At 67.5% G+C, this 18,803-nt stretch carries 18 protein-coding genes; 7 read left to right on the forward strand and 11 right to left on the reverse strand.

The genetic code is table 11. The features are described 5' to 3' along the window. Positions 1–34: 34 nt before the first annotated feature. Positions 35–538, reverse strand: coding sequence for a MarR family winged helix-turn-helix transcriptional regulator (locus AC07OC_RS02935; protein ID WP_218338520.1), 504 nt, complete (start codon positions 536–538; stop codon positions 35–37). Positions 539–698: 160 nt separating this feature from the next. On the opposite strand from AC07OC_RS02935, the gene AC07OC_RS02940 reads away from it, so the two are divergent. Next, the gene (locus tag AC07OC_RS02940) at positions 699–1,385 is read left to right on the forward strand and encodes a Pr6Pr family membrane protein (RefSeq protein ID WP_218338521.1); all 687 of its coding nucleotides are present in this window, start codon (positions 699–701) and stop codon (positions 1,383–1,385) included. 82 nt (positions 1,386–1,467) lie between these two features. After that, the gene (locus AC07OC_RS02945; protein ID WP_218338522.1) at positions 1,468–2,421 is read left to right on the forward strand and encodes a ketopantoate reductase family protein; all 954 of its coding nucleotides are present in this window, start codon (positions 1,468–1,470) and stop codon (positions 2,419–2,421) included. 35 nt (positions 2,422–2,456) lie between these two features. On the opposite strand, the gene metE is transcribed toward AC07OC_RS02945, so the two are convergent. Continuing rightward, positions 2,457–4,835 (reverse strand): 5-methyltetrahydropteroyltriglutamate--homocysteine S-methyltransferase, encoded by a 2,379-nt coding sequence (gene metE, locus AC07OC_RS02950; RefSeq protein ID WP_494600370.1) that lies wholly within the window; start codon positions 4,833–4,835, stop codon positions 2,457–2,459. Between the two features lie 108 nt (positions 4,836–4,943). Here metE and AC07OC_RS02955 point away from each other — a divergent pair, with 108 nt between their 5' ends. Continuing rightward, entirely contained in the window at positions 4,944–5,870 is a 927-nt protein-coding gene (locus tag AC07OC_RS02955) for a LysR family transcriptional regulator (RefSeq protein ID WP_218338524.1), read from the forward strand. On the opposite strand, the gene AC07OC_RS02960 is transcribed toward AC07OC_RS02955, so the two are convergent. Next, on the reverse strand, positions 5,848–6,282 hold the full coding sequence (locus AC07OC_RS02960) for a nuclear transport factor 2 family protein (protein ID WP_218338525.1): 435 nt from the start codon (positions 6,280–6,282) through the stop codon (positions 5,848–5,850). The genes AC07OC_RS02955 and AC07OC_RS02960 overlap by 23 nt on opposite strands. 97 nt (positions 6,283–6,379) lie before the next feature. Here AC07OC_RS02960 and AC07OC_RS02965 point away from each other — a divergent pair, with 97 nt between their 5' ends. Beyond that, on the forward strand, positions 6,380–7,246 hold the full coding sequence (locus AC07OC_RS02965; protein ID WP_218338526.1) for a LysR family transcriptional regulator: 867 nt from the start codon (positions 6,380–6,382) through the stop codon (positions 7,244–7,246). A 110-nt stretch (positions 7,247–7,356) separates the two neighbouring features. Beyond that, entirely contained in the window at positions 7,357–8,658 is a 1,302-nt protein-coding gene (locus tag AC07OC_RS02970; RefSeq protein ID WP_218338527.1) for a M20/M25/M40 family metallo-hydrolase, read from the forward strand. A gap of 88 nt (positions 8,659–8,746) precedes the next feature. On the opposite strand, the gene AC07OC_RS02975 is transcribed toward AC07OC_RS02970, so the two are convergent. The 4 genes from AC07OC_RS02975 to AC07OC_RS02990 all read right to left on the reverse strand — a co-directional run bounded on the left by AC07OC_RS02975 (position 8,747) and on the right by AC07OC_RS02990 (position 12,321). Further along, positions 8,747–9,715 carry a 2-hydroxyacid dehydrogenase gene (locus AC07OC_RS02975; protein WP_494600371.1) on the reverse strand — a complete coding sequence of 323 codons (969 nt, stop codon included), beginning with the start codon at positions 9,713–9,715 and terminating at the stop codon, positions 8,747–8,749. 76 nt (positions 9,716–9,791) lie between these two features. After that, positions 9,792–10,253 (reverse strand): nuclear transport factor 2 family protein, encoded by a 462-nt coding sequence (locus AC07OC_RS02980; RefSeq protein ID WP_218338529.1) that lies wholly within the window; start codon positions 10,251–10,253, stop codon positions 9,792–9,794. 133 nt (positions 10,254–10,386) lie between these two features. Beyond that, a complete protein-coding gene (gene kdgD, locus AC07OC_RS02985; protein ID WP_218339050.1) occupies positions 10,387–11,298 on the reverse strand; it encodes a 5-dehydro-4-deoxyglucarate dehydratase in 912 nt (303 codons plus the stop codon). Between the two features lie 51 nt (positions 11,299–11,349). Continuing rightward, positions 11,350–12,321 (reverse strand): Bug family tripartite tricarboxylate transporter substrate binding protein, encoded by a 972-nt coding sequence (locus tag AC07OC_RS02990; RefSeq protein WP_218294926.1) that lies wholly within the window; start codon positions 12,319–12,321, stop codon positions 11,350–11,352. A 371-nt stretch (positions 12,322–12,692) separates the two neighbouring features. Here AC07OC_RS02990 and AC07OC_RS02995 point away from each other — a divergent pair, with 371 nt between their 5' ends. After that, positions 12,693–13,799 carry a lactonase family protein gene (locus AC07OC_RS02995; protein WP_218338530.1) on the forward strand — a complete coding sequence of 369 codons (1,107 nt, stop codon included), beginning with the start codon at positions 12,693–12,695 and terminating at the stop codon, positions 13,797–13,799. Between the two features lie 81 nt (positions 13,800–13,880). Beyond that, a complete protein-coding gene (locus AC07OC_RS03000) occupies positions 13,881–14,873 on the forward strand; it encodes a Bug family tripartite tricarboxylate transporter substrate binding protein (RefSeq protein WP_218338531.1) in 993 nt (330 codons plus the stop codon). Positions 14,874–14,942: 69 nt separating this feature from the next. On the opposite strand, the gene AC07OC_RS03005 is transcribed toward AC07OC_RS03000, so the two are convergent. From AC07OC_RS03005 to AC07OC_RS03020, 4 genes are all read right to left on the reverse strand, one after another. Next, positions 14,943–15,242 (reverse strand): helix-turn-helix domain-containing protein, encoded by a 300-nt coding sequence (locus tag AC07OC_RS03005; RefSeq protein WP_218294929.1) that lies wholly within the window; start codon positions 15,240–15,242, stop codon positions 14,943–14,945. Between the two features lie 237 nt (positions 15,243–15,479). Next, entirely contained in the window at positions 15,480–15,809 is a 330-nt protein-coding gene (locus AC07OC_RS03010; RefSeq protein WP_218338532.1) for an EthD family reductase, read from the reverse strand. 164 nt (positions 15,810–15,973) lie between these two features. Continuing rightward, positions 15,974–17,809, reverse strand: coding sequence for an ABC transporter ATP-binding protein (locus tag AC07OC_RS03015; RefSeq protein ID WP_218338533.1), 1,836 nt, complete (start codon positions 17,807–17,809; stop codon positions 15,974–15,976). Between the two features lie 108 nt (positions 17,810–17,917). After that, positions 17,918–18,715, reverse strand: a complete 798-nt coding sequence (locus AC07OC_RS03020; protein ID WP_370627704.1) for a sulfite exporter TauE/SafE family protein — start codon at positions 18,713–18,715, stop codon at positions 17,918–17,920. Positions 18,716–18,803 lie beyond the last annotated feature (88 nt).

The following is an 18,803-nucleotide window of genomic DNA, read 5'->3' on the forward strand; positions in this document are numbered from 1 at the left end:
TCCAGGGATTCGAAAAAAGTACGGGGCACCGCGATCAGGGCTGCGCGGGCGGCTGCTGGCGCAGCGCTTCGCCATTGGCCAGCATGCGGCGCAGCATGCGCAGCAGCAGCTGCCATTCGTCGTGGGTGAAGTCGCTCAGGTGGCCGTTGAGCACGTCCGCCAGCACGGCGGGCACCTGGGCGGCCACGGCCTGGCCTTCGGCCGTGAGCGCGAGCTGCACCACGCGGCGGTCCGTGGTGGAACGCTCGCGCAGCACCAGGCCCTTGGCTTCGAGCCGGTCGAGTGCCCGGGTCATCGACGCCGGATCGGTCTCCAGGTCGCGGGCGAGGCTGGCCACCGTGGTCTTGTCGCAGCGCGAGATCTTGTACAGCGGCAGCCACTGGGCGTAGGTCAGGTCGCGCGGAGCCAGCTGCGCATCCGCCTGGGTGCGGATGGAGGACATCACCTTGCGCATGAGGTAGCCCACGCTGTCCTCGGGCTGGAGGTGGTCGGGGCTGTAGAAGCCCTGGATCGAGGGGGTGGGGCGCGCGGAAGTCATGGGCAGGAATTTAATTGACTAGACAATGATTGTCTTTGCAATCAACTGATTCCCGAGTTGTTGCCAGGGGTTATTGCAACTTCCGTCCCTGGGTGAGATGGCCGTGCCACGGCCTTTGGGCTATGGTGCTGGCACATCCCATCGAGAGCAGGGCACACCCTTGAATCCTTCGCCACCCCCGTCTGCGCACGCCGCGCGCCCCACCCCGGCCGAAAGGCGGGCCACCTTTTCCCTTGCACTGCTTGTCTGGTTTGCCGTGCTGCTCCAGCTGGTGCTTTCCCTGCGGCTTGCATTGGCCGGCGGCCAGTCCGCCGTGCAGGGCCTGGTGGCCTATCTGGGGTACTTCACCGTGCTCACGAACATCCTGGTGGCCCTGGTGCTGACCTTGCCGGCGGCGGCCGCAGCCTCCTCCTGGGGGCGGTTCTTCGCGCGCGCGCCGGTGCAGGCGTGTGCCGCCATCAGCATTGTTCTGGTGGGCCTGGCCTACCACTTCCTGCTGCGCAACATCTGGGATCCCCAGGGCTGGCAGAGGCTGGCCGATGTGCTGCTGCACTACGCGGTGCCCGTGCTGTTCGGCCTGTACTGGCTGGGGGCCGCGCCCGGCAAGCGCGGGTTGCGGTGGTGGGTGCCTCTCGCAGCCTGCGCCTACCCGCTGGCGTACTTTGCCTATGCGCTGGTGCGTGGCGTGTGGCTGGGCAGCTACCCGTATCCGTTCATCGATGTGAACGCCCTGGGGTATGCCACGGTGCTGCGCAATGCGGCTGGCCTGCTGGGCGGCTTCGTGCTGGTGGGTTTCCTCTTCCTGGGGGCGGGCAGGTGGGCGGAGCGCGTGCTGCGCGGCGCATGAGCGTGCGGGCGGGCGGCCGATCGCCCGATATAGTCTCAAGGCCCATCGGCCCAGCCTTCTTTTTGTGTCCCCCGGACTTTCCATGACCACAGCCGTTTCCTCCAGCGCCCCGCCCACCCCCGGCCCCTTGCTGCGCATCGCCGTCATGGGCGCGGGGGCGGTGGGCTGCTACTACGGCGCGCTGCTGGCACGCGCCGGGCACCCGGTGACGCTCATTGGCCGGCCCGCCCATGTGCAGGCTGTGCGCGAACGCGGGCTGCGCCTGCAGACAGCCGTGCTGGATGTGCAGGTGCCGCTGGCGGCCAGCACCGAGGCCAGCGCGGTGCTGGGGGCCGACGTGGTGCTGTTCTGCGTCAAGTCCTCGGACTCGGAGGACGCCGCGCGCGGGATGCGCCCGCACCTGGCGCCCGGCGCGCTGGTGCTGACCCTGCAGAACGGCGTGGACAACGACGAGCGCGTGCGCGCCGTGCTCGGCGCCAGCACCCCCGTGGCCGCCGCCGTGGTGTACGTCGCCACCGCCATGGGCGGCCCGGGGCATGTGGTGCACCATGGCCGGGGCGAGCTGGTGATTGCGCCATCGCCACGCAGCGGCGAGGCCGCCCGCCAGCTCACGGCGGCGGGCATCCCCACCCAGGTGTCAGACAACGTGCGCGGTGCGCTGTGGGCCAAGCTGGTGCTCAACAGCGCGTACAACGCGCTCTCGGCCCTGTCGCAACAGCCTTATGGCCCGCTGGTGCAGGTGCCCGGCGTGACGCAGGTGATCGCCGACATAGTGGCCGAATGCCTGGCCGTGGCCGCTGCGGACGGAGTGACGATTGCGGGCGACGTGCAGGCCGCCGTGCGCGGCATCGCTGCCACCATGCCCGGCCAGTTCTCGTCCACCGCACAGGACCTGGCGCGGGGCAAGCCCACCGAGATCGACCATCTGAACGGCTACGTCGTCAGGCGCGGGGCCGCCCTGGGCGTGCCCACGCCCCTCAACCACGCTTTGCTGGTCCTCGTGAAATTGGCGGAGATGAAGGGCGCTGCGGGCTGAGTGGGCGGCCAGGCGATCTCGCGGTCGGGCCTCCGTCATGCCAGGGCCGCTTCCTCCAGCAGCCGCTCGCGCACTTCCTGCGCCGCCTGCACCATGTGGCGCAGCGCGGCTTCGGTCTCGGGCCAGCCCCGGGTCTTGAGGCCGCAGTCGGGGTTTACCCACAGGTGCTCCACGGGCACCACCTCGGCGGCTTTTTCCAGCAGCGCGGCCATCTCCTGCACGCCGGGCACGCGGGGCGAGTGGATGTCGTACACGCCGGGGCCGATCTCGTTGGGATATTTGAAGTCGCCAAAACCCTGCAGCAGTTCCATGTCCGACCGGCTGGTCTCGATGGTGATCACATCGGCATCCATGGCCGCGATGGCGGGCAGGATGTCGTTGAACTCGCTGTAGCACATGTGGGTGTGGATCTGCGTGTCGTTGCGCACGCCGCTGGCGCTGATGCGGAAGGCGCGGGTGGCGCGCTCCAGATAGCTCTTCCACCCGGCGCGGCGCAGCGGCAGGCCCTCGCGGATCGCGGGCTCGTCGATCTGGATGATGGCGATGCCTGCGGCTTCCAGATCGCACACCTCGTCGCGGATCGCCCAGGCGATCTGGTCGGCCGTGGTGGCGCGCGGCTGGTCGTCGCGCACGAAGCTCCACTGCAGGATGGTGATGGGTCCGGTGAGCATGCCCTTCAAGGGGCGGTCGGTCAGGCTCTGCGCGTACTGCGTCCAGGCCACGGTCATGGGCGTGGGGCGGGCCACGTCGCCGTAGATGATGGGCGGCTTCACGCAGCGCGAGCCATAGCTTTGCACCCAGCCGTTGGCGGTGAAGGCAAAGCCGTCGAGCTGCTCGCCAAAGTATTCGACCATGTCGTTGCGTTCGGCCTCGCCGTGCACCAGTACATCAATGCCCAGCGCTTCCTGCTTGCGCACTGCGAGTGCAATTTCGGCCTCCATCTTCTGTTGGTAGTGGGCCGCGTCGAGCGCACCACGCTTGAAGGCGGCGCGTGCGGCGCGGATCTCGGCCGTCTGTGGGAACGAACCAATCGTGGTCGTGGGCAGCAGCGGAAGTTTCAGCCGTGCGCGCTGTGCCTTTTGCCTGGCGGGAAAGGCGTCGTGGCGCTGGTCGGCCCCCGGCGCAGCGGCGGCCAGGCGGGCGGCCACGGTGGCACGGTGAACGCGGGGGCTGGCGCGGCGGGCGGCCAGGGCGATGCGGGCGGCGTGCAATTCATCGTCCACCGCAACCTCGCCTTGCGACAAGGCGGTGGAGAGCACACGCAGCTCGTCGAGCTTTTCGACGGCAAACGCCAGCCAGGATTTCACTTCGGCATCCAGCTGCGTTTCGGCCTCTAAGCTGAACGGCACATGCAGCAGCGAGCACGACGGTGCCACCCACAGCTCGCCCTGGTGCTTGTCGGCCACAGGGCGCAGCTTGGTCAGAGCGGCATCGAGGTCGGTGCGCCAGATGTTGCGGCCGTCCACGATGCCCACCGACAGCACCTTGTGCGAGGGCAGCCAGTCCGCCACGCCCACCAACTCATCCGGCGCGCGCACGGCGTCCACATGCAGGCCCGCCACGGGCAGCTGGCAGGCCAGGCGCAGGTTTTCGGCCAGTGGCGAGAAGTACGTGGCCAGCAGCAACTTGGGCGCGCTGCGCGCCAGATGCCAGTAGCTGGGTTCGAACGCATGGCGCCAGGTGTCGGGCAGGTCCAGGCCCAGGATGGGTTCGTCGATCTGCACCCATTCCACGCCCTGGGCTTTCAGGCGCGCCAGCACGGTTTCGTACACCGGCAGCAATGACTCCAGCAGGCTGAAGCGGTCAAAACCCGCCGTTTTGGATTTGCCCAGCCACAAAAAGCTCAGCGGCCCCAGCAGCACCGCCTTGACGCGGTGGCCCAGGGCCTGGGCCTCGGCCACTTCGGCGAACAGGCGTTCGCTGGCCAGGTGGAACTGGGTGTGGGCGCTGAACTCGGGCACGAGGTAGTGGTAGTTGGTGTCGAACCACTTGGTCATCTCCAGCGCGGGCTGGCCGGTGGTGTGCTTTGCGGTGCAACCGGCGCTGCAGCCTTGGTGGTCTTCGGCGGCGTGGGCCGACACGCCCCGCGCCATCGCAAAGTAGCGCGCCAGCTCGGGCGTGTGGGCGTCAAAGCCAAAGCGCGCAGGCTCGCAGCCCAGCAGCTGGATGTGGTTGGCCACGTGGTCGTACAGCGCAAAGTCGCCCACCGTCACACAACCCAGGCCCGCATCGGCCTGCGCCTGCCAATGCAACTGGCGCAATTGGGCGGCGGTGGCCTGCAGCTCGGCCTCGGTGCTGTCGCCGCGCCAGAAGGACTCGAGCGCGAATTTCAGTTCGCGCTGCGCCCCCATGCGCGGAAAACCCAGGGTGTGCGTGAGCACAGGGCGAGAGGAGGATTGGGCGGCGAGCGACATGGTGATTTCCTTCTTCTGAATGGAGCAGTGCAATGAAGGCACCGATGGTCGCGCGGGCTCGTTTATTATTCAAACGAAAGTTTTATGCGATCAACTTGAAAATTAATAATGAATCAGTCGATTCTGGAAGTGCGCCACCTGCGCACCCTGGTCGCCCTGCGCGACAGCGGCAGCCTGGTGCGGGCCGCGCAGCTGCTCAACCTCACGCAGTCGGCGCTGTCGCACCAGATCAAGCTGCTGGAGGACCGCTACGGCCAGCCGCTGTTTGAGCGCAAGTCCGTCCCGCCGCAGTTCACTGCCGTGGGCGAACGCCTGCTGGCGCTGGCCGATGCGATGCTGCCCCAGGTGGAAGGGGCTGAGCGCGACATTGCCCGCCTGGTGCTGGGGCAGGGCGGGCAGATGCGCATTGCGGTGGAATGCCACACCTGCTTTGACTGGCTCATGCCCGCCATGGACGCGTTTCGCACCCGCTGGCCCGAGGTGGAGCTGGACATCGTGAGCGGCTTTCACGCCGACCCCGTGGGCCTGCTGCACCAGGGCCGGGCCGACGTGGCCATCGTGTCGGAGGTGGATGCCGACGAGGCGGGCGTGGACTACCACGCGCTGTTTGGCTTCGAGATCCGCGCGCTGCTGGCCAACACGCACCCGCTGGTCGCCAGGCCGCACCTGATGGCGCAGGACTTTGCCGACCAGACCATCATCACCTACCCCGTGCCGGACGAAATGCTGGACCTGATCCGCCAGGTGCTGGAGCCCGCCGGGGTGCGCCCGCCGCGCCGCACCACCGAGCTGACGGTGGCCATGCTGCAGCTGGTGGCCAGCGGGCGCGGCGTGGCGGCGCTGCCGCTGTGGGCGGTGCAGAGTTACCTGGACCGGGGGTATGTGACGGCCAGGCCCATCGGAGCCCGGGGGTTGCGGGGCGAACTGCACGCCGCCTGCCTGCCCAGCCTGTCGGCCAAGCCGTACCTGCAGGACTTTGTGCAGGTCACGCGCGAGACGAGTTTTGTCACGCTCAAGGGCGTGGAGTTGTTGTGATAATCGGATCCGGCGCGTACTTGTCGCCCACCTCTTCGCGCAGCGGGTGGGTGTCGTAGACGATGTTCATGTCGCGGATGCGGGTGCTGCCCGCGTCGAACGTGAACACATCCACGCAGGTGAAAGTCACCTCGCGGCCATCGTTCAAGGTCCAGTCGTAGCGGAAATAGGCGGCGACCCGCACGGCGCCGCCGCTTTCTGGTTGGGCGGAGGCGAACAGATCCAGCACGGTGATCACGCTGCGGCTGGAAGCCTGGGCGAGCTTTTGGAAAAAGCCCCTCGCGCGCATGGTGCCCAGAAAGGGCGAATGCACCATGCCATCGTCTTCAAAACAGGCAATCAGCCCGTCGGTATGACTGGCATGCAGGTGGGCGAGGTAGGTGCGGACGGTGTCGATGGGGGAATGGCTCATACGTGGCGATGCAAAGGGCGTGGAGTGGAGTGCGTAGCTTCGCCAACTCCGCGCCGCACGACAAGAGACAATGGTGGCTTGTACATAAAAGGTGTTTATGTATCTGCGCTACCTGCAATACCTCCGTGCGGTCATCGAACAGGGCTCGTTCGCCTTGGCGGCCAAGGCCTGCGGCGTGTCGCAGCCTGCGATCAGCCATGGCATGAAGGCACTGCAAGTCCACTTCGCGAAGCCCTTGCTGGTGCAGGAAGGGCGCCGCCATGTGCCCACCGACCTGGCCCGGGCTGTAGCCGCGCAGGCCCTGCACCTGGCACAAGGGGTTGAGGCGCTGCCCCGCGCGTCAGTGGCTGCGGCAGACCGCTACCTGCTGCGGGTAGGGCTCACGTCTTCAGCGGCGCTGGTCTGTGGCCCGCTGCTGTATGCCAGCTGGTGCCTGCCCAACGCCCGGCGCTCGCTGGAGATGGCGACGGCCGATGAAGGCAGTCTGCTGGAGGGCCTGCTGCAGCGGCGCTTTGATGCGGTCATTGCCCCCAAACCGCGCAAGTTTGCGCATCCCGATGTGACGGAGCGCCCCCTGTACGAGTTGCATCCCCAGGTCTATGCGCGCAAGGGCCACCCATGGGTCCGGGCCCAGTCGCTGGCGCAACTGCAGGGCGCTGCGTGGGCCTGTGTGGGGCCCAGTGTCAGCGGGCCGGTGGATGTGTTGACGGAAGCGCACCGTGTGCGCCGCATGCCCGCGCCCAAGATGTCCGTGCGCTGCCCCGACTTTGCCAGCCTGCTGCACCTGGTGGCGCAGTCCGACCTGCTGGCTGTTGTGCCGCACCCTGCGTTGCTGGGCGGTGCGTCCACGCTGGTGGCGCCCCTGCGGCTGGCGGAATCTCTGCCGCTGTATGGCATGTGGCTGTTCGAACCCCGGGGCTACAAGTCACGGCTGGGTCCCGAGGTGTTTGCGCCCGCGGGCTGAGTCTGGCGCGCAGGCGCTGACCGAAACATTGCAAGGGGGATCAGTGTTTGAAATTGGTGTTGCAAGACTCCATAATCGCTTTCCTCATCCCTTCACCGAGCCTTTGCACCATGCACCATCCGCAGCGCCGCCCACACTCAGCCCCTTCGTTTGTCCGCCCCCTGATGGCCTCGCTGGCGCTGGCGTTTGCCGCCGCCCTGGCCCACGCTGCGCCGGTGGCTGATGTCCATGCGCTGGCCCAGAAGGAGCAGCAGCCGCTGCTCGACACCCTGCGCGACCTGGTGCACATCGAGTCCGGCAGCAAGGACATCGAAGGCCTGAATCAGATCGCCGAGCGCATTGCCAGCCAGCTCAAGCAACTGGGCGGCACGGTGGACGTGCTGCAGACCAGCGACATCTACCGCCTGGACGACACGCCCGAGAAGGTGGGCCCTGCCGTGCAGGCCGTGTTCAAGGGCACGGGCAGCAAGAAGATCATGCTCATCGCGCACATGGACACGGTGTACCTGAAAGGCATGCTCAAAGGCCAGCCGTTCCGCATCGATGGCGACAGGGCCTATGGCCTGGGCATTTCGGACGACAAGCAGGGCATCGCGCTCATCATCCACACCGTGGCCTTGCTGCAAAAGCTCAGCTTCAAGGACTACGGCACGCTCACCGTGCTGATCAATGGCGACGAGGAAATCAGCTCGCCCGGCTGGCGCAGCACCATCACCCGTGTGGCGTCCGAGCAGGACGTGGTGTTGTCGTTCGAAGGCGGCGGCACCGACGGCACGCTGCGCCTGGCCACCAGCGGCATCGGGGCGGCCTACCTCACGGTGCAGGGCAAGGCATCGCACGCCGGGGCCAAGCCCGAGGATGGCGTGAATGCGCTGTACGAACTGTCGCACCAGCTGCTGCAGATGAAGGATTTGTCCAAAACGGACGAAGGCCTCAAGCTGAATTGGACGGTATCCAAGGCAGGCACCAACCGCAACGTGATCCCCGCCGAGGCCACGGCCCAGGCCGATGCGCGTGCGCTGCGCGTGTCCGACTTTGATGGGTTGGAAAAAAGCTTGCAAGAGAAGGTCAAGAGCAAGCTGCTGCCAGCCTCCAAGGTGGATGTGAAGTTTGAAGTGCGCCGCCCGCCGCTGGAGGCCAGCGACGCATCCCGCCGCGTGGCCGGCTACGGCAAGGTCATCTACCAGGAGTTGGGCCTGCCGCTCAATGTGGTCGAGAAAGCCACCGGGGGCGGCACCGATGCGGCCTTTGCGGCGCTCAAGACCAAGGGCGCGGTGGTGGAGGGTATGGGCCTGTCGGGCTACGGCGCCCACTCCAATGATGCGGAGTACGTGCAGATCAACACCATCGTGCCGCGCCTGTACCTGGCCACGCGCATGATCATGGACATCTCGCGCGACAGGCTGAAGTGACTCCCTGAGCCGCTTCGTGCCTCCCCCCTGCGGGGGCGTCTCCGGTGCTGCAGGGCGAGGAGCCAGGCACGGAGGCGCTGTTTACGGCTTACTCAAGTACCAAGGTGCCAGGCACCGGCGCCAGCACGGCACCGGTGGTGTAGAACGATTCCAGGTTTTCCAGCACCAGGTCGGCCATCGCGCGTCGGGTTTCGTGCGTGGCGCTGGCGGTGTGGGGCGTCAGCACCACGTTGTCCAGCGCCATCAGCGCGGCGGGCACGGTGGGCTCGTTCTCGAACACGTCCAGCCCTGCACCGGCGATGCGGCGTTCGGTCAGCGCTTCGGTCAATGCGGCTTCGTCCACCACGCTGCCGCGCGCCACATTGACGAGGTAGCCGTTCGGCCCCAGGGCATCCAGCACATCGCGGTTGACGAGGTGGCGCGTGCCAGCGCCGCCCGCCACGGTCAGCACCAGATAGTCGGCCCACTGCGCCAGCGCGGTCAAGGACTCGAAATAAGGGAGTGCGCAGCCCTCGGCCTGCCGACGGTTGTGGTAGCCCACCTCCATGCGGAAGCCGCCCGCACGATCGGCCACCGCCTGGCCGATGCGGCCCATGCCCACGATGCCCAGGCGCTTGCCCGACACGCGGCTGCCGAGCGCAAACCTGGCCTTCGGCCATTCGCCACGGCGCACAAAACAGTCGCTGGCGGCAAGGTTGCGCGACACATCCAGCATCAGCGCAAACGCCATGTCGGCCACGCAGTCGTTGAGCACGCCGGGCGTGTAGCCCACCTGCACGCCACGCGCCTTGGCCGCATCGATGTCCAGCGCGTCAAAGCCCACGCCAAAGCTGCTGATGACCTGGAGGTGGGGCAGCGCGGCGATGACCTCGCCCTTGAAGCCGATGGCGGCGGTGGTCACCACCCCGGTGAACTCCGCACCGTGTGACGCCAGAAAAGCCGCTGGATCGGGCTGTTCGGCCAGGCAGGCGACGCTGTAACGGGCCGCCAGTTCGGCCTCCAGCGCGGGAAGGGGCAGGCGGCCGATTTGCAGGATGCGGTGGGGAGTCGTGGTCATGGTTTCGTGGGGCAGCAGTGCCAAAAAATGCAACGGGCGGCATACGGCGGCACACAGCCGCCCCGATGTGTCTACATCATGCCGCGACGCGCACGGCCTGGCGCGCCAGCAGCTTCCACTGGTCGCCTTGCTGCTGCCACACGCCCAGGATCTTGATCTGCACCTTGCCGGGCTTGCCCGAGTCATTGGTATCGGCCGTGAGGGTGTGGCGCACGATGGCAGTGTTGCCCACGACCTTGATGGTCTGGTCGGAGATGGCGATGGTGACGAAGTCGGATTTTCCTGCGATCAGGTCGCCGATGAAACTGTCCTTGGTGTCCACGCGGCCCCCCGAATGGCCGTAGCTCAGGTCGTCGGCGACGAGTTGGGCGAGGGCCGTGGGCGTGGGATCGATCATGGCCACGCGCAGTTTTTCCGCAGCCGCGGCCACCGATTGCTCGGACGATGCCGAAGATGCAGCGGGTGCGCTGGCGGCGCAGCCCGTGAGCGCGGCAATGGCCAAGGCGGCGGCCGTGGCGAGAACGATTTGCTTGAACATCTTGTCTGTCTCCGTTGTGGTGTTGGGGATGTGTGTGCGTGCCACGGCTGCACCACGCGCCCGTGCACGGCCAGGCGCGTGGTGGAATGCAACCAAAGAAAAGGGGCCTGGCTTGCCAGGCCCCTCGGCGCGCTTACTGCGGGCCGAGCTTGTCGATGAGCGCCTTGAGCTCTTCCATCTCGCTGGGCTTCAAGTCCGTCAGCGGCGCGCGCACCGGCCCACCGTCATGGCCCACGATCCTGGCGCCCGCCTTGATGATGCTCACGCCATAGCCTTCCACCCGGTTGCGGATGGCCAGGTAGGGCATGAAGAACTCCTTGAGCAGCTTATGCTGGGTGGCCGTGTCGTCTGCCGCCACGGCCTTGTAGAAGTCCATCGCCGTCTTGGGAATGAAGTTGAACACTGCGGACGAATACACCGGCGTGCCCAGCGCCTTGTAGGCCGCCGCATACACCTCGGCCGTGGGCAGGCCGCCCAGGTAGGAGAAGCGGTCACCCATCTTCATGAAGATGGAAGACATGGTCTCGATGTTGCCCACGCCGTCCTTGAAGCCGATAAGGTTGGGGCAGCGGTCGGCCAGGATGGCCAGGGAATCGGCGGTGAGCTTGGTGCGGTCGCGGTTGTAGACGATCACGCCGAACTTCACGCTGTTGCACACGGCGGCCACATGCTCGATCAGGCCCTCCTGGCCGGCTTCGGTCAGGTAGTGGGGCAACAGCAGGATGCCGTGGGCGCCCAGGCGCTCGGCCTCCTGGGCATGGGCGATGGCGGTGCGGGTGGGGCCGCCGGCGCCGGCAATGATGGGCACCTTGCCACGGCAGGTGTCCACGGCGGTCTTGATGACCTGGCCGTACTCGGGGCCCGAGAGCGAGAAATACTCGCCCGTGCCGCCGGCGGCGAACAGGGCGCTGGCGCCATAGGGGGCGAGCCATTCCAGGCGCTCGATGTAGGTCCTGGGGCGGAATTCACCCTGCTCGTCGAAGTCCGTGATGGGGAAGGACAGCAGGCCGGAGCCCATGATGGATTTGAGGTCTTGCGGGGTCATGGTCATTGCAACGAGGGAGAAAGGTGAATGAAACAGGGGGGTGTGAAGTGCTCAGTCGAGCTTGATGTTGGCGGCCTTGACCACGCTGGCCCAGCGCGCACGCTCCTTGACGAAGAACTGGTCCTGCTCGGCGGAGGTCATGGTCACCACCTCGGCGCCCTGGCCGGCCAGGCGCGAGCGGATCTCGGGTGCGCGGATGGCGGTGATGAGGGCCTTGTTGAGCTTTTGCACGACGGCATCGGGCGTGCCGCGTGGCAGCAGCACGCCTTGCCAGGTGCCGGACTCGTAGCCGGCCACGCCCTGCTCGGCAATGGTGGGCACGTCGCCGATCAGGGGCATGCGCGTGGACTTGGACACGCCCAGCACCTTGAGCTTGCCGCTCTGCACCTGGGGCAGGGTGGCCAGCATGCCGTTCATCAGCACCTGGGTCTGGCCGGCGACGGTGTCCTGGATGGCGGTGACGCCGCCCTTGTAGGGGATGTACTGCCAGCGCGCGCCGCTGGCGCGCTCCAGCGCCACGCCAGCCAGGTGGGGAGCGCTGCCGGTGGCCGTGACGGCAAAGTTCAGGTCGTTCTTCTTGGAGTAGGCGACCAGCTCCTTGAGGTTGCTCACGGGCACCGAAGGGTGCACCACCAGCAGGTGGGGCGAGTAGGCCAGCATGGTCACGCCACGCAGGTCCTTGGAGGGGTCGAACGACAGCTTGGTGTAGACCGAGGGGCTGATGGCCAGCGCGCCCACGTCGCACAGCAGCATGGTGTAGCCGTCCGGCTCGGCCTTGGCGACGAAGTCCGCCCCCAGGTTGCCGTTGGCCCCGGGCTTGTTCTCGACGATGACGGTCTGCTTGAGCGCCTCGGACAGCGACTGGCTGATCGAGCGCGCAATGATGTCCGAGCTGCCGCCTGGAGGGTAGGGCACCACGATGCGCAGCGTCTTTGCTGGCCATTCCGCCGTCTGGGCGGTGGCGGAGGCTGCTGCCAGGGCGGCGGTACAGGCCAGGAGGATGGCGCGTCGGTTCAAGGTCATGGAATGTCTCCGTTGCATGGATTGTTGTTAGTCATCGTACAACTAGACGCGATCCAAAACAACCGACCAGCCTGGAAATGTCGGGTTTACCCTTAAAAAATCAGGGTAAGTACCAGGGTTTTGGGAGGCTGTTTCCTTATGGCGACAGGGGCTCGGCGCACCAATCGAGTGTCAAGAAACTTCGGGTAATCCCTTTAGGGTTCCGGGTGGGAGTGGCTCCACAATCGCCTCTTTGTTGTATGACGACATATGACAAAAGACTCCCACCCCGCGCCCGGCAGGCCGTGAAATCGCCCGGCGGGAAACGACCACCATGGCAACGCGAGTGCGCTGTTCCCCAGCCTTCGCCGCCATCTGCCCAAGGAATACGGATGATTGCAGCACTTCGCTCCCGCCGCAGGGCCGCACGGCTGGCGCATGTGGCCGTTGCCGTGGCCGCCGCACTGGCCACGCCGGGCGCCTGGGCCGCTACCTGGGTCTATGTCTCCAACGCGGACAGCCAGGACGTGTCGGTGTTCGAACTGGACCGCAGTGCCGCCGCGCTCAAGCCGGTGGACACCACGCCGCTGGGCGGTATGGCGATGCCCATGGCCGTGAGCCCGGACAAGAAGATGCTGTACGTGGCGCTGCGCTCACAGCCGTTCAGGGTGGTGAACCTGGCGATCGATCCCGCCAGCGGCAAGCTGCGCAAGCTGGGCGAGGCGCCGCTGGCCGACAGCATGGCCAACATCGACACCGATGCCACCGGGCGCTGGCTGTTCGCGGCCTCGTACCCCGGCCACAAGATCACGGTCAACAGCATTGGCAAGGACGGCGCGGTGGGGGCGGTGCAGCAGCTCATTCCCACGGCGCCGAATGCGCATGCCATCCATGCGGATGCCGCCAACCGCCATGTGTTCGCCACCAGCCTGGGCGGAGACAACCTCTCGGCCTGGCGCTTCGATGCCGAGACGGGCAGGCTCAGCGCGCACGAGCCCGCCCTCACCACCGTCGCCCCTGACAAGTCGGGCCCGCGCCACTTCGTGTGGGACAAGGGCCAGCGCTTCATGTATGTGCTCAACGAACTGGACGCCGCCGTGCACGTGCTGGCCTACGACTCGGCGCGGGGCACGCTGCGCCCAGTGCAGCGCGCCACGGCGCTGCCCGCAGGGTTTGCGGGAAAGCCCTGGGCCGCTGACATTCACCTGTCGCCCGACGGCCGCACGCTGTATGCGTCGGAGCGCACTTCCAGCACCCTCAGCAGCTTCCGCGTCGACGCGGTCACGGGCCAGCTGCAGCCGCTGGGCCAGGTGCCCACGGAAAAGTCCCCGCGCGGCTTTGCGGTGGACTCTTCGGGCCGCTTCCTGGTCGCGGCGGGGCAGGAGTCCCACCAGGTGTCGCTGCACCCCATCGACCCTGCCACCGGCGTTCCGGGCACCCCCACGCGCGTGCCAGCGGGCAAGAACCCCAACTGGGTCGAGATCGTTGACCTGCCTTGAGACGGACTGAACCGTGGAAATGCCTGAACGGTTCTTCCATTCGGTCCCGCCATCCACCATCCACAAACCAGGAGACCCTTCATGCAACGCAGAACCCTCATCCACACAGCGGCCCTGGCTGCCGCCGTGGGCCTCATCGGCCTGCCCACCGCCGCCCAGGGCACCTGGCCCACGGGCAAGCCCATCAGCTACGTGGTGCCGTTTGCCGCTGGCGGCACCACCGACACGCTCGGCCGCCTGATCGGCCAGCAACTGGGCACCGCCCTGGGGACCACCGTGGTGGTCGAGAACAAGGGTGGCGCGGCCGGCAGCATCGGCTCGGAAGCCGCGGCGCGCGCCGCGCCCGACGGCTACACGCTGCTGGGCGGCACCGTCAGCTCCCACGCCATCAACGTCAGCCTGTACCCGAAGCTGGGCTACGACCCCATCAAGTCGTTCAGCCCCGTGACGCTGATCGGCACCAATCCGGTGGTGCTGGTGGTGTCGGCCAACAGCCCGCACAAGACGCTCAAGGACGTGCTGGCCGCCGCCAAGGGCAAGGAGGGCGGCCTGTCGTCGGCCTCCGCCGGCACCGGCAGCTCGCAGCACCTGGCCGTGGAACTGCTGGCCTACAAGTCGGGCGTGAAGTTCACGCACATCCCGTACAAGGGCAGCGGCCCCGCCATCCAGGACGTGATCAGCGGCCAGGTCGACATGATGTTCGACACCACCGTGGTCGCCGCCCCGCACATCCAGAGCGGCAAGCTGCGCGCCATCGCGGTGACCTCGCCCAAGCGCCTGGCCTCCATGCCCGACGTGCCCACGGTGGCCGAATCGGGCGTGAATGGCCTGGCGGACTTCCAGGTGCAGTCGTGGCAGGCGATCTTCGTGCCGGCCGGCACGCCCGCGCCCACCGTCACGCGCCTGCACGACGAGATCCGCAAGATCCTGGCCCAGCCCGACATGCAAAACCGCCTGAAGGGCTTTGGCATGGAGCCGGCCGACATGACCACCGCCCAGATCGCCAGCTTCCAGAAGGCCGAGGTGGACAAGTGGGCCCAGGTGATCAAGGCCGCCAACATCAAGGTGGACTGAGCCACCCGCTGTTTCGGCGATCTCCCTGCAAGCAGTTCGCGGAAGGGTCTTTGGACCGTTCCGCTTTTTTCATGGGGCGACGGCGGATGGGGCCGCACCGGAGCGCCGGGCCAGCACGTAGTCGGGATGCTGCCCCGTGAGCAGCAGGAACATCGCGTAGACGGGCCCCTGCATGTTGCGCTCGTCGGTGGTGCTCTCCAGCGCCTGCCAGGTGCGCGACTGCACGCCCCCCCGGCTGCCGGTCTGCAGCGGATAGCCCATCAATTCCGCGGCCTGGGCCTGGCTGAGCCCGGCAGCGGCGCGGCTGGCCTTGAGCTGGTCGCCGGTGGGCGCGGGCATGTCGAGTGGGATGGGGGTGCTGGTGGTCATGGAGCTGCGGCCTGGAATGTATGTTGCTATTAAATTTATAGCTTGATGCGCAATGCAAACCTGCGCGAGGGCCTATTTTTATCCATGTGGGGCCAGGCGGCGCTGCCGGTTGCCTTCCCCGGGCCTTGGACTGGCCGTCCACCGCGTGCCACGTGCTGGCCGCCGTGCCGGGGCCGGGCAGGGCGGTGTGTGCGCCTGTTGCCCAAGGCCGTGCGCGAGCGGTGGATCGACGCGCTCTCAGGCCGTTGCCACCTCGTGCGCCAGCATCTGCGCGAAGTAGGACTCGGGCGTGATGTTGGTGTAGTTGGGGATGTCCACCGTCAGTTGCGCCGCCGTTTGCCTGGCTGCGGCCTGGGCCTGCTTCAGGTCGCTGAAGAACGCGTTGGTCAGCGCCACCACCTGGCCGGGGCGGGGCTCGCCGGGGTAGAGCACGCGGTCGCTCTCGAGCCGCACCAGGCCCAGGGGCTGAAGCGCCGCGCGGGCGATGCGCATGTGTTCGCCGTGGTAGTAGTCGTGGTTGAACGTGGCGCCTTCGCGCCAGCGGTACACCGCCGTGACCTTGATCATCGGATCGTCTCCTTCGGTTGGCCAGGCCACCATGGCCCGTGCAGGGCTGCAACGGTAGAACGTGCGCGGGCCGCGCACAGCCGCCTGGGCGACAGGCCGGTGCCGTGCTGTCGCGTGGGTGGCAGGCAGCCCGGCTGGCTGGCTGGGCGGCGAGGCAGTGGCTGTCAGTCTTCTTCCGATTCGCCCAGGAATCCGCCGCTCTGGTGCCCCCACAGGCGTGCATACACGCCGCCCTGGCCCAGCAGCTGCGCGTGCGTGCCTTCTTCCACGATGCGGCCCGCGTCCATCACGATGAGGCGGTCCATGGCCGCGATGGTGGACAGGCGGTGCGCAATCGCGATCACGGTCTTGCCCTGCATCAGGCTGTCCAGGCTTTGCTGGATGGCGGCCTCCACCTCGGAGTCGAGCGCGCTGGTGGCTTCGTCGAGCAGCAGGATGGGCGCGTCCTTGAGCATCACCCGCGCGATCGCGACCCGCTGGCGCTGGCCGCCCGACAGCTTCACGCCGCGTTCGCCCACATGCGCCTCGTAGCCCGTGCGGCCTTGCAGGTCGGTCAGCGTGGCGATGAAGTCCGCCGCCTCGGCGCGCTCGGCCGCCTTGTGCAGGTCGGCCTCGCTCGCGTCGGGGCGGCCGTACAGGATGTTGTCGCGCATGGAGCGGTGCAGCAGCGAGGTGTCCTGCGTCACCATGCCGATGGAGCGGCGCAGGCTGTCCTGCGTGACGTGGGCGATGTCCTGGCCATCGATGAGGATGCGGCCCGAGCTGACGTCGTGAAAGCGCAGCAGCAGGTTCACCAGCGTGGACTTGCCGGCGCCCGAACGGCCGATGAGCCCGATCTTCTCGCCCGGCCGGATGACCAGGTTCAGCCCGTCGATCACGGGCCGGCCGTTGCCATAGGCAAAGCTCATGTTGTCAAAGCGCACCTCGCCCTGGGTCACGGCGAGTGGCTGGGCATCGGGTGCATCCACCACCGTGCGCGGCCTGGTCAGCGTGTTGATGCCGTCCTGGATGGTGCCCACGCTCTCGAACAGGGTGGTCATCTCCCACATCACCCAGTGCGCGTGGCCCGACACGCGCAGCGTCATGGCGGTGACGGCGGCCACGGCGCCCGCGCCCACCTCGCCGAGCGACCACAGCCACAGCGCCGTGCCGCACGCACCCAGGATCATGACCACCACCAGGATGTGATTCACGATCTCGAAGAGGCTCACCAGGCGCATCTGCGCGTAGCCGGTGAGCTTGAAGGCGTCCATGGCCGCGCGCGCGAATTCGGATTCGCGGCGCGTGTGCGAGAACAGCTTGACGGTGGCGATGTTGGTGTAGGCATCGGTGATGCGCCCGGTCATCACCGAGCGCGCATCGGCCTGGGCCTTGCCCACCTTGCCCAGGCGCGGCACGAAATACCAGCAAGCCAGCCCGTAGGCCACCATCCAGGCGGCGAACGGGGCCAGCAGCCGCACGTCAAACCCGGCCAGCAGCACGAGGATGGTGACGAGGTAGACGCCCATGCCGATCACCACGTCGGTGGTGGTGAAGATCATGTCGCGCACGGCCAGCGCGGTCTGCATGATCTTGGTGGTGATGCGGCCCGCGAACTCGTCGGCATAGAAGGCCATGCTCTGGCCCAGCATCAGGCGGTGGAAGTTCCAGCGCAGGCGCAGCGGGAAGTTGATGGCCAGCACCTGGTGCTTGATGGCCGTCTGCAGCGCCACCAGGCCCACGGAGCCCAGCAGCAGCGCGGTGATGCCGAGGATGGAGGCCTTGTGCTGCGTCCACAGCGCACCGGGTGCGACGGTGGAGAGCCAGTCGACCACATGGCCGAGCACGGCGAACAGCAGGGCTTCGTACACCGCGATGGCGGCGGACAGCCCCGCCATCGTGGCGACGTAGCCACGCAGGCCACGCGTGCCATCCCAGACGAAGGCCATGAAGTCCTTCGGGGGCAGGTGGGGTTCGGCGGGGGGATAGGGGGGAAGGCGGTTTTCGAAAAACTTGAACACGTAGCGCGGCTCCTCTTCGCCCGATGGTAGAGGACCGGGGCGCGGCGCGCGCGCCGGCGGGCCCTTGTCCGCAACCCAAGTAGGTGAACCGGCGGCCGGGGCCTGCGGCTATGCGCCCGCCCACTGCCGCCACAGCAGCAGCACGCCCGAGCACAGCACCACCCCGTGGACCACGCGCAGAAATTGTTCGCGCGACAGGCGCAGCGTGATGCGCCGCCCGATGGCCGTGCCCAGCAGCATGGCCGGCACCAGCGCGGCCGCCAGCACCAGCATCGGCGCCTGCGCGTACACACCCGCCAGCAGGAACAGCACCGCGCGGGTCAGCGTGCTCAGCCCGATCAGGGTGGACTGCGTGACGCGGATACGGTCCTTGTCGTCCAGCCGCCCCGCCAGGTAGATGGCATAGAGAAAACCGCCGCTTCCAAAGAGGGCCGAGAAGATGCCGCCGATGAAGCCAAAGGGGAGGGCCGCGCGCGGGGGCAGCGCCGACCGGGGCTTGTGGCCGCTCAGCGCATGGAGCGCATAGCCCGTGGCGAATGCGCCCAGGGCCCACTGCAGTGCATCGGGCCTCCCCCAGAGCAGCAGCGCGGCCCCCGCGAGGCTGCCCGCGGCCAGGAACGGGACCAGGCGGCCCAGCTCGGCGCTGTCAGCCGCATGGCGGTCGCGTGCGATGTTGGTGGCGGCGGCGAAAAAATCGAGCAGCGCCAGCAGCGGCACGATGGTCGCGACGGGGATGAAGTGGGCCAGCACCGGCCCGGCCACCAGGGCGGTGCCGAAACCGGCCATGCCGAAGATCACGTAGGCGGCGGTCACCCCCGCGCAGATGAGGGCCAGTTGCCACGGCTGGACGGCGGGCAGAAAGTCGGCAAGGGTGGAGAGCGGCATGGTGGCGGGGGCAACAGGCACGGTGGACGAATGCGATGCACTCTACCGGCGGTCCCCCTGCACATCCAATACCGAATGGGGCGGGTATCTATCTCGAAATCAGCTGGGT

Source organism: Acidovorax sp. GW821-FHT10E04 (assembly GCF_059415185.1).